Source organism: Rummeliibacillus sp. TYF005, assembly GCF_003844195.1.
Classification (GTDB): Bacteria; Bacillota; Bacilli; order Bacillales_A; family Planococcaceae; genus Rummeliibacillus.
Genome location: NZ_ML122556.1, coordinates 21,884 through 33,799 on the forward strand (window position 1 = coordinate 21,884; position 11,916 = coordinate 33,799).

Annotated in this window: 10 protein-coding genes; 8 read left to right on the forward strand and 2 right to left on the reverse strand. The window is 33.5% G+C overall.

The annotated features are described in order from the left end of the window. Positions 1-14: 14 nt before the first annotated feature. From CW357_RS09465 to CW357_RS09485, 5 genes are all read left to right on the forward strand, one after another. On the forward strand, positions 15-1,358 hold the full coding sequence (locus tag CW357_RS09465) for an NAD(P)-dependent oxidoreductase (protein WP_124217895.1): 1,344 nt from the start codon (positions 15-17) through the stop codon (positions 1,356-1,358). A gap of 19 nt (positions 1,359-1,377) precedes the next feature. After that, complete coding sequence (preA, locus tag CW357_RS09470; RefSeq protein WP_124217896.1) at positions 1,378-2,664, forward strand: NAD-dependent dihydropyrimidine dehydrogenase subunit PreA; 1,287 nt, start codon at positions 1,378-1,380, stop codon at positions 2,662-2,664. Between the two features lie 126 nt (positions 2,665-2,790). After that, positions 2,791-4,269: an NCS1 family transporter gene (locus CW357_RS09475; protein WP_119416459.1), complete on the forward strand. Its 1,479-nt coding sequence runs from the start codon at positions 2,791-2,793 to the stop codon at positions 4,267-4,269. A 45-nt stretch (positions 4,270-4,314) separates the two neighbouring features. Next, entirely contained in the window at positions 4,315-4,536 is a 222-nt protein-coding gene (locus tag CW357_RS09480) for a hypothetical protein (RefSeq protein ID WP_119416458.1), read from the forward strand. Between the two features lie 158 nt (positions 4,537-4,694). Continuing rightward, the gene (locus CW357_RS09485) at positions 4,695-5,879 is read left to right on the forward strand and encodes an MDR family MFS transporter (protein WP_233548105.1); all 1,185 of its coding nucleotides are present in this window, start codon (positions 4,695-4,697) and stop codon (positions 5,877-5,879) included. An 85-nt stretch (positions 5,880-5,964) separates the two neighbouring features. Here CW357_RS09485 and CW357_RS09490 read toward each other — a convergent pair whose 3' ends face one another. Further along, on the reverse strand, positions 5,965-7,335 hold the full coding sequence (locus tag CW357_RS09490) for a MocR-like pyridoxine biosynthesis transcription factor PdxR (protein WP_124217897.1): 1,371 nt from the start codon (positions 7,333-7,335) through the stop codon (positions 5,965-5,967). Positions 7,336-7,514: 179 nt separating this feature from the next. Here CW357_RS09490 and CW357_RS09495 point away from each other — a divergent pair, with 179 nt between their 5' ends. The 3 genes from CW357_RS09495 (at position 7,515) to CW357_RS09505 (ending at position 10,705) form a co-directional block, all read left to right on the forward strand. Continuing rightward, complete coding sequence (locus CW357_RS09495) at positions 7,515-8,261, forward strand: hypothetical protein (RefSeq protein ID WP_119416455.1); 747 nt, start codon at positions 7,515-7,517, stop codon at positions 8,259-8,261. Between the two features lie 504 nt (positions 8,262-8,765). Beyond that, entirely contained in the window at positions 8,766-10,034 is a 1,269-nt protein-coding gene (locus tag CW357_RS09500) for a hypothetical protein (RefSeq protein ID WP_124217898.1), read from the forward strand. A 98-nt stretch (positions 10,035-10,132) separates the two neighbouring features. Continuing rightward, positions 10,133-10,705, forward strand: a complete 573-nt coding sequence (locus CW357_RS09505; protein ID WP_124217899.1) for a GNAT family N-acetyltransferase — start codon at positions 10,133-10,135, stop codon at positions 10,703-10,705. Between the two features lie 58 nt (positions 10,706-10,763). Here CW357_RS09505 and CW357_RS09510 read toward each other — a convergent pair whose 3' ends face one another. Beyond that, positions 10,764-11,795, reverse strand: coding sequence for a beta-carotene 15,15'-monooxygenase (locus CW357_RS09510; protein WP_119416452.1), 1,032 nt, complete (start codon positions 11,793-11,795; stop codon positions 10,764-10,766). Between the last annotated feature and the right edge of the window lie 121 nt (positions 11,796-11,916).

The following is an 11,916-nucleotide window of genomic DNA, read 5'->3' on the forward strand; positions in this document are numbered from 1 at the left end:
ATAGGGGTGATTAAATGATTAATAGTTTATTAGATAAGAATTTTGAAGAAGTTACACTGGGTTTTTCTAAAGCTAGTGCAATGGAAGAAGCGAATCGTTGTTTATATTGTTATGATGCACCTTGTATGCGAGCATGTCCAACAAGTATTAATGTGCCAAGCTTTATCAAAAAAATTGCTTCCGGAAACTTAAAAGGTTCTGCAAAAGTAATTTTAGAAGCAAATCCAATGGGAGCAAGTTGTGCAAGAGTTTGTCCAACTGAAGAACTTTGTGAAGGTGCCTGTGTCATGCAAAAAGATGACAAGCCAATTAAGATTGGAGCCCTTCAACGTTATGCAACAGATTGGGTAAAAAATCAAGATATTCCATTATTCAATGCTGGTGTTCCAAATGGTAAAAGGATTGCTATTATAGGAAGTGGACCAGCAGGGTTATCTGCTGCACGTGAACTATGCCGAATGGGTTATGAAGTTACAATCTTCGAAGCTGAAAAAAAGGCTGGAGGACTTAATCAGCATGGGATTGTATCATTCCGATTACCACAAGAAGTTGTTGACTGGGAAGTAGAACAAGTTCGTCGATTAGGAGCAACTATATTAACAGGGAAGAGAGTTGGAAAAGATGTTACTTGCGATGAGTTATTGGAGAACTTTGACCGAATTATAGTGGCAGTAGGAATGAGCAAAGTCCCTAATTTAAATATTGAAGGAGAAATGCTAGAAGGTGTACTTGATGCAATTGAGTTTGTCAAAACAACGAAGCAAGAAACAGTTCCGCAAAATATGATAGGCAAGAAAGTAGTCGTTATCGGTGCAGGAAATACGGCGATCGATGCGGCAACATGTGCAATTCGTTTAGGTGCAGCAAGTGTAAAGATTTTATATCGTCGTACTGCCATTGAAATGACAGCATATCCATTTGAATATGAATTTGCTAAGCAAGAGGGGGTAGAATTTCAATGGCTAACTTCACCTAAAAAAGTAGTAGGGAATGAAGATGGCCAAGTTATGGCATTAGAATGCGTTCAAATGAAATTAGTCGATTGCTATGACAGAAAAGATGCATTATTAGAAGTCGAAAATTCAAACTTCACGATAGCAACAGATTTTGTCATTCGTGCAATTGGACAAAAGCGTCAAGTAGATTTGATACAGGAATTCAACATTCAACAAAGTAACGGCATTCCTTCAGTTGATCCTGTAACACTTCAAACATCTAATTCAAAGGTATATGCCTGTGGTGATGTGATATATGGAAATGGATATGGTGATGCAACAGTCGTTTCAGCTGTCCAACAAGGGAAAGATTGCGCATATGCAATTCATCATTCATTAAAACAATCATCAGAGATTGCCTAACACAAAGAGGGGGGATTATATGGCTGATTTACGAATAAATCTTGCAGGAATACAGTCACCAAATCCGTTTTGGTTAGCTTCTGCTCCACCAACCAATTCTGGATATCAAGTACAAAGAGCATTTGAAGCTGGTTGGGGAGGTGCAGTTTGGAAAACACTTGGCGATCCTATTTTAAATGTATCGTCTAGATTTGCAGCAGTTAGTTTCAATGGACAGAAAGTTGCAGGCTTCAACAATATTGAGCTCATTACTGACCGTCCACTTGAAATAAATTTAAAAGAAATTTATGAGACAAAGAAACGCTTTCCCAATCATGCGATTATCGCATCTTTAATGGTAGAACCGAAACAAGAAAAGTGGCATGAAATTGTAAAACGAGTAGAAGACGTCGGAGTAGATGGTTTGGAATTAAATTTTGGGTGTCCCCATGAAATGGCTGAACGTGGTATGGGAGCTGCATCTGGTCAGGTACCTGAACTTGTTGAAAAGCAAACCTACTGGGCAAAAGAAATGGCTAAAACGCCTGTTATTGTGAAGCTAACGCCAAATATTACGGATATTACCGTAACTGCCGAAGCAGCAGTAAGAGGTGGGGCGGATGCGATTAGTATGATAAATACGATTAATAGTTTAGCTGGAGTTGATTTAAACACTTGGAATACAATTCCTCATGTTGGTGGTAAAGGGGCACATGGTGGTTATTGCGGACCAGCGGTAAAACCAATTGCGTTGAATATGGTTGGGGAATGTGCTCGAAGTCCACATATTAATCTACCAATTTCAGGGGTAGGTGGAATATCAAATTGGCAAGATGCTGCTGAGTTTTTATTGATGGGTGCAACCGGTGTCCAGGTTTGTACCGCTGCGATGCATCATGGTTTTCGTATCGTAGAAGATATGATCGATGGATTGAATAATTATTTGGATGAAAAAGGTATTACATCAGTGATGGACATTGTCGGGCAATCCGTACCAAAATATTCTGATTGGGGTAATTTAGATCTAAATTATAAGGTAGTAGCAGAAATCAATAATGATAAATGTATTCATTGTAATAAATGCTATATTGCATGTGAAGATACATCCCATCAAGCTATTGACCTTTATCATGATGCAAGCGGACTTTCTCAACTGAAAATACGTGAGGAAGATTGTGTTGGCTGTAATTTATGCTCTATTGTTTGCCCAGAAGAAGGAGCCATTACGATGAAAGAAGTGAAAAATACTTTGCCGTCTATGACATGGAACGAACGTCAGGAAATGCTAAAAGTATTGAATACAACCGCTGAGCCAATTGGAAAGTAGATGTTAGTAATTTGGCAAAGTAACTGTTCTTAATAAATTCCCAAGTTGTTATTTTAGATATAGTGAGATGAAATATTAGGGTAGGAAATGCCCTCGTTAAAATTGAAAAATGTGGAGGTTATGCCTATGGAGCAAAAAAATGATTATTTGAAATCCCCTGATTTATTGCCTATCTCTTATGAGAAACGAAATGTTGGTGCTTTTGGTTTTTCAGTTATTTGGGTAGGGATGGCGATTGTATTAGCCGCATTCGCTATTGGTGCTGCAGGAATTATCCATTTACCTATGCCGATGCTAATTTTCGCTACATTGGTCGGCTCCTTAACAATTGGAATTTTCATGGTACTTATAGGTGATATTGGTGTGGAACATGGGCTAGCATTTCCTGTTTATATGCGTGCTCCATTTGGCACATTCGGAACGCATCTCCCTTCATTGGTAAGGGGGATAACCGCATCGTGTTGGTTTGGTATTAATACGTATTTTGGTTCTTTAGCGATCAATGGAATTTTAAATATTTTATTTGATTTTGATAACTGGTTTGTCTGTTTCGTATTCTTTGCCGTATTCCAATTATTAAATACTTCTTTAGGTATTAAATCGATTGAACGTTTTGCAGATTTAGCCGCGCCAATCATTATTTTCATCTCTTGTTGGATGTATGTAGCACTTGCTGATAAGGCAACTTCTTCAGGGAAAGAAGTATGGTCATGGGTTGAATCTCCAACAACAGGAATGGCTACATTTACAGCATTTATGGTTGTTGTAATGGCAAATATGGGCTTCTGGGCAACATTAGCAGCTGACATGCCTTCTCTATCTCGTTTTTTCAAAGCACCAAAAAATGAAAAAAATTGGATTAAACGCAATAAGACACAACTGGTAGGTTCGCTTATTGTGATGCCAGTTGTCAACACATTTATGATTGTCATCGGTGCAGTTTGTTATATGGCCGTTTCATCCGGTGATCCTGTTGCCGCATTACAAGAGTCTGCAAGCGGATTTGTATTAGCAATATTATTGTTAATGATTGTATTAGCGCAATGGTCTACAAATACTTCAGCAAATGTCATTCCGGCTGCAACAATCTTTTCTAATATTGGTGGTCCAAAAGTCCCTTTCTGGATAGGTGTCGTAATTGCTGGAATTATTGGTACTCTAGCACAACCTTGGAGTCTTTTCGATGTATTGAATTCAGTTCTTCTAATTATAGGTGGTATTTTAACTGCAATAGTTGGCATTATGTTTGCAGATTATTATTTACTACGCAAACGTCGATTAAATGTGGAGGAACTTTATGAGATTTCAGGGCAGTATAAATATATGAATGGTTTTAATCTAGCTGGACTGATTTCTTGGATTATTGGCGGTATTATAGCAAATTTATTACCAACTTATTCTTCATTGGTAGGATTTGCAGTTGGAGCTGTTCTTTACTATGTTCTGGCAAAATATTGGTGGTTTAAAAAATACCCACAAAAGGAAATTACAGATCCAAGTGATAGAAAATATTTGGGTATAACAGTAGGACGTGATTGGGAAATATCACCTCAAGAAAAGCAAGAACAAATACCGGAGCTCACACCCAATTTAAGCCCTAAATAGTTTTAAAACAAGTTGTAGTTTTGCATTCGAAAAGGAGTGATTCTGATGTCGGCATACTTACAAACAATCGATGAAATTGATCAAATCGATCGTTTACTGCTTCAAAAATATTGTATGAAAACTTTTACAGAAAATCTTGATGGTGCAAAAATTGAATTTTATCATCAAGAAAGTAATGATTCAAAAGAGCTTCATATAGGTTCTGCAGATGCGCGTAAATATGCATCGGTTAAAGTATTCGAGCAAGTGTATAAAACCTTAATATGAGTTATTTCAATTTAAAATTTTCCTCTCTTCAGTACACGTAGTAAAGGATTTAATCCTCTACTATATGTACTTTTTTTAATGTTTCATTCGAAAGTCTATATTGTAATTTAGCAAATAGTAAGATAAAGTTATTGCATTATATAAAAGGAGTTCGAATGATGCAATTTATGTCCTTTTTTCATCCGATTGTATGGATTATATTAAATGGTACGATTTTTACTCGTATTGCTAGTTTTATGACTATTCCATTTTTAGCTATTTATCTTCAAAGTGAACTACATGCTTCTCCGCTAATGATTGGAATTACATTAGGAATTGCTCAACTATGTGCAACATTTGGTGGTTTTATAGGTGGTTATTTGACAGATAAGTTTGGAAGAAAATTTATCATGCTGACAACCATTTTTATATGGAGTGCAGTATTTATAGGTTTTGCAACTGTTAGAGTTGTTTCTTTTTTTATTTTGTTGAATGCAATCAATGGTTTATGTCGTTCCTTTTTTGAACCTGCCTCACAAGCATTAATGATTGATTTTACAGAGGAAAAAAAGAGAAGACGGTTATTTTCATTTCGCTATACAGCGATTAACATTGCAGCCGTGATCGGACCATTATGTGGTGTATGGATTTCTAGCCTATCCAGTGCAAAAGTTCCTTTTTTAATCACAGGTTCAATGTATACAATTTACGGGTTATTTTTAATTTTTGTCTTTAAAAAGTATGAAGTGACACCTAAGAGTACTACAGAAAAACAAACAATTATTCAAATGCTTAAAGTTGTATTAGGTGATCGAAAACTATTATATTTACTTGCAGGTGGAATTTTAGTTAGTCTTGGATACTCACAATTCGACTCGACTTTACCACAGTACATAAATTTAAATATTGAGAATGGGGTTAAACTCTATTCTTTACTAATCACACTTAATGCGATTGTCGTATTAGCATTACAATTACCAATTGGCATATATACAGAACGGATTTCTATTATGAAAAGTTTGGTTATTGGTATCTTATTTTTCGCAGCTGGTTTCCTTATCTTTAATGTTGCGACTACAACTTGGGTATTTGTCGTTGGAATGATAATATTTACAATTGGTGAAATCTTCGCTTTTCCAATGATGAATGCTTTAATAGAAGAAATTGCTCCTGCTACACAAAAAGCAACCTATTTAGGAGCTTCACAGTTTAAAAACTTAGGTGGTTTTATGGGACCAGTATTTGGAGGATGGCTACTAGTTCATTTTGAATCTCAGCTATACATTGTGATGGCAATAGTTTTCTTACTAAGCCTTGTATTCTATCGATTAGCGTTTTTGAAAAGAGATGCTATTAAAGTTTAAATAGTAAAAGGAGTTATCCAATTGGATAGCTCCTTTTATAGTTGGTTGTGAGTGTATAAAAAGTACAGATTTGGTTAGACGATTGCTAATCCCACACTTTTTTTAATCTAAGTATTCCTTCCTCGATTTGTTCAAATGATAGCCCTCCGTATCCTAATATAATCATTTGCTGAGCTGAAGGTTTATAGTATGAAGTTGAACTAGGATAAACGCATACTCCTATGCCCAAAGCCTTTTGAATTGCTTCTTTTTCACTTAAAGTGTTGGGCAGTTTTAAAACGATGTGCAGTCCTGATTTTTCACCAATAATTTGAAATGTGCTTGGTAAATGAGTCTTGATAGCTGTTATTAATGCAATTTGCTTTTTTCGATATAGTGTTCTCATTTTTGCTAAATGTTTGTCAAAAAGCCCTTGGGTAATGAAGTCTGCTAAAATGAGTTGGTCTATTTTAGAAACAACTGATTTTTGATCTTTATAAAAATTAGTAAATGCTTCGACTAATGATGATGGCAATATTAAATAGCTAATGCGAATGGATGGTATAAGTGTTTTTGAGAATGTACCGGAATAAATGACTTGTTGCAGTTGATCCATTTTTGCTAAAGATGGGAATGGTTGTCCTTTAAAGCGATATTCCGAATCATAATCGTCTTCGATAATATAAGTATTATTCTTTTGTGCCCAATGTAATAATGCAGCTCTACGATCAGCTGACATTACCATTCCTAATGGAAATTGATGAGCAGGGGTTGTATACAAAAAGTCTATTTTTTGTGTAGGCACAGTTACCCCATTTTTATCAACAGCAATATGATATGTATGATAACAATATTGTTGGAAAATAGCGCGAGCTCTTTTAAAACCAGGTTCTTCGATGCCAGCAATACTAGTAGGTCCAAAAAAAAGACATAACGCTTGAAGTTGATGTTGTGTACCTCCAAAGATAAACACTTGCGAAGAATCACACTGTACTCCTCTTGAACGTTGGACATACTGAGCAATCTCAAAACGAAGAGTGGGTTCGCCTTGCCATGGAGAATTCACTAAATTTTCTGGTTGCAAATACTTTTTAAATAATTTCCGCCATGATGTGAAAGGGAAAGAAGAGGCATCGACATGACCATTATGAAAATCAAAATCAATATCCGTTTTAACAGGTGATGTTTCTGTAACTGGTTGAGTGGCTTTCGTTTCTTTAATTTGTTGCCATTCAAATTCAAATGGTGATACAAAATAACCAGATCTTTCTTTACTATAGATAAAACCTTCTGCATCTAATTGTTCATACGCTTCCTTAACAGTATGAACGCTAACGCTTAAATTTTCAGCTAAATGCCGCTTTGAAGGTAATTTACTATGAGCAGGAAGTTTCTTTGTCACAATGGTGTTTTTCAGTTGCTCGTAAATTTGAACGTATTTAGGGGAGTCATTGTTTAGATTAATATTAACTTCCATAAGTATTCACCTCTATTATGAATAAAAGAATCTAACATAATCATACCAAAGATTACTATAGAAAGAGTTGATGTCTGTTAGAAAGGGATTTTCATAAAAAAGAAGAATAGTGACACTAAGTTGCGACCAATTTTCAAAATATTCGTCTAATATATAGATACATAAAAGGAGTTGGGATAATGAATACTAATCAACTCGTGTCCAGTTGGTATGATGAATTTGGCACAATGATTTTTACATATATTTTGATGATTTTGATAGGTTGTATTATTGTTAGCACATTACCTTTGTATTCATCAACTGCTACTGATTTTATGCAAAAATTGCTTCCTATGAATATAAGTAATGAACAAAATTCTTATATTGATAGAAAAATTAGCAAACTGCTTGAAGTGGAGAAGATTGACTTTCAAAACGTTGGAATAAGCACGAATCCTTTTACTATTAACATTGGACTTATGTCAAATGGCAAAAGATTTGATGAACAGAAATCTATACTAATACCTAAAATAAAAAAACTTTTGAAAAAAGAGAATATCGATGATTATAAGTTGGAAATTACACCTTATCATAAACCAAACCCCACTAAAGAGACTAAAATGACAGGTGAAGTAAAAGTGGAAGGAAAGGTTTTGCAAACAAACTGGCCAATTATTGTTTCAAATATTTATAATTCAATGGCAGGAAAGTCTACTTACAAGATGAAAGGAATAAGTTTCAAAGAGGGAAAAGATCTTGTGAATATAACCATCCGTACAGGATTAGAAAAAGATAAAGATACAAAAATTATTGTGAAAAAAATTGAAAATGAATTACAGGATTATTTTGCTGAAGAAAAAACGCAAAAGCAAATTGGTAACTTTAATTACGAGATTATAATCCTAGATAAAGAAAAGAATATGATTGGAAAAGTTGAAAAATATTAATGTCATTGGATTGTTCTATAAATGCTCAACTAAAAAGAAATTTGCAAACTATATTATATGGAGGCAAATTCGAAATAAAGAAAACAAATGATTATAGGGATTTTTTTCTATATAGAAAGGGCTATCTTTTAAAAAGTAGTCCTTTTTTTCTTATTCTAAATTAACTTTTAGAAGGGCTAACTCTACAGGAATATTCATACTTTATTTCATATTTCTTATATTCCGCAATATCAATCGAATTTTCCCATAAAAATTCTTTCTTTTTCTTTAAAATTTCGTAAAAACAAGTGACAAGATAACGAGTTAGCCCGATTAAGAAGAATTTCTCATTTTATACACCACTTGATCATTGTAAAATAGAATAATGCGAATTTTGTAAATAATTATATTAAATTTGAATATTTTAGAAACCTTTTTAAGGTTTTTTCGTATTAATAATAGATTATTTGAGTTAAAATTACATAAAACAGAATTTTTCATCAATTATCGAGAAGGAGAGATTTTATGGGGCCGAGGCTAAGCGTATTAATTGATTTTACAAGAGAGAAATTTGGATTGGAGCAATATAATTTGCATCATTATAGTTTTTCCAGAACGATTGATCTTTTCAAAAATACGTATTATACACTTTGCATGGAATGGTTTCCAGATTTCATTGATGACGAGTTACTTGAGGAAGGACTAAATCCAGAGGGAGCAGCAGTAATAGAAATAGATATAAATAGTTATCAGACAAAAAGTGCCATTTTCGTTGGAGGGAAATCCTATTCAAATCAGTATACTTTTTCAGGTTTAGATACTAGAGAAATTATTCATTGGGTAGAAGAGCAAACAAATCTTACTTTTAACAAACAGTTCCATCTAGTAGAGGTGGAAAAGGGACGTTTATATTTTAAATCTTGCCTTAATGGACAGGAAGTATCACCATTTGGAGATATTGAACTAAAGTATGATTATGATGGGAGAATTATATTTTTCTCTGTTAATGGACATTTTCCTAACTTAGATTTACAAGTGAAGGAAGATTATACGCTTTCGTTGGAGAAAATAGATGAACTAAAAAGAGCTCAATTGAAATTAATCGATTATCCATCCGCTATTTATAAAAAGTTAATTGAGATATACGCTGTCGAGGAAATTTATATAAAAAATGATCTTTCAACAATTCCTTATGAAGTATCTTTAATAGGAAAGGAACATTTGAAGATAGATAAAATAATTACTTGGGAATCGAGACTTTCAGATCAATTTGAGAGAAAAGAAATTGCAATAATTGAAGAAATACCGGAGGAGTTAGCTTTTTCTGGTGAGTCACATCCAGATTTAATCCCAATTAGTGAGCAAGAAAGAGAAAAATGTGAAATCGCTGTAACAAATTTTTTACGTCAACAATATCCATTCGATTCTGGAAACTGGAAATTATCAGAACTTTGTCGGGATAAAGGATATATTCATGCAATTCTTGCGGGAAGTGAGAAGAAAAGCTGCGTCTTGCAAAGAAAGCTATTGCTAATTATTGATAGAGTAACATTAGAAGTACTTAATTATCTTGACAATAAATTCATGTTGGAAACCTTTGACTTATATCGATTGCCTGAGAGAATTGTCATATCAGGAGAAGATGCTTACGAAAAGTTAAAGGATTATTTTGAACTAAAGCCTACTTTTGTCTATGATCACGAGCAAAAACAATATATTCTATGTGGCAAATTAGATTGTGCCTATGGTATCAATGCCTCTACTGGTGAAATAATTGAGTTAAATAATTTGTGATAAAGTGAATGGAGCTTCTGGTATGGTCTATTTTGTTAGATTTGGTTATGTTATTTATACCAAAAACAGAATAGATTAGAAGGAAGGAGTTGAGAAATATGAAATTTACTGAATTACATAATGAACAAGTGATTTTAAAACCGATGGAGAAAAGTGATATTAATGGAATTTTAAAAGTAGCCACTTTCCCGGAAATCTGGTCATACTTATCAGTAACGTTAGAAACGCTTGAAGATGTGAAAAAATATGTATCGACTGCATTAGATAATATGGAAAAAGGAATTGAATATCCGTTTGTTATTATTGATCCTGTTACTAACGAAATTATTGGATCAACAAGATTTATGGATATTAATGAAAGACATAATCATCTAGAAATTGGTTCAACTTGGTTGACACCCGCATATTGGCGAACAGCCATAAACACGAATTGTAAATATCTGTTATTGCAATATTGCTTTGAAATCTTACATTTAAATCGGGTCCAAATTAAAACAGATCATGAAAATACTCGGTCACAAAATGCAATTGAACGAATTGGTGCGAAAAGAGAAGGAATATTAAGAAATCATATGATAAGAAAAGATGGGACAGTTAGAGATACTGTGATGTATAGTGTAACGAATGAAGAATGGTTAGAAGTAAAAAAACGCTTGAAACACATGTTATAGTAAGCATTGACTATTCTTATAAAAAGGTGCCGCTACCAAAGTATAGCGGCACCTTATTTTATATTTTATCCAATTTAGAACTTAGTTCGTAGATGAACTTATCGAGTTCATCAACTCGAATGGATACGGCAGAATATTTCTTTTGAATACCCAAATAGAATATTGCGTTTATTGGTTCTTTTAAAGTAATACGTATATTCGGATATACTTTTTCAAAATCCTGCAGGACGAATTCTAATGTATCTCTTGATGATTTTTTCATCAAAGAATCTTTATCTATTATAATGTCACTTATTAAATCGTATGGGATCTCAATACGTTTCATAAGACCTGAAGAGATGAATAATGTTTTTTCGCTAAAAGTAATAGGATTTAACCGCATTGCTTGCAAATCACCTATAAAGAAAAGAACGGAGTAGACATTGAAAATAAGCAACAGTATCGATAAGATGATAGATTTATCATGTAGCCACCAATGTATACCTATAGTTTCAATAAAAATAGCGTGAATAATCATTATTTGAAAGGCGATATAACTAGAGTTTTTGTAAATTGTTAATCCATCGCTAGGCTTTTTTCTCCAACTAAAAAGGGAATAATAGATCATTAATCCTTCAGAACAAATAATATGCACTAATTTATATGATTTTACATGATGGTCAACGGCTTTTGGAAATGCAAATATTGTTGGGATTTTACTTTGCTTTGTTGTACGAATTATTTTTGGCATGAAAATGACTAAAGAAACTAATATAGAAATTTCAAGAATCAGGAGAGCTGCTTCTACTGCAAACCCAATCCAAGTAATCGCAACGAAAGGTTGTAAATGTTCTATCGGTATAACAAAACGAGCCAAAATACATCCAGCGGATAAAAATAAAATGCTATTCTTTAATGTAAACCTTTTTTGATAAAGTAAAATAGTAAGCGGAGCAATAATACATAAATCAAGTAGTGAACCGAGAACAACACTATTTGTATCTTCTGGCAAGATAGAAGTACCATAAGATGTACGATATAATGCAAGATTTGAAGTAATAACAAGTAAACCTAATAGTAACCAAAATACACTTTTTGATTTAATAACCACAAAAGCCCTCCTATTATCTTGAAATTTAAATACGGAATTATTGGAACGTTTACTAATGTGTAAATGAATAGCTACCGATATAAACGAAAAATTACGAAAAATTACGTAAGTTCATAAAAAT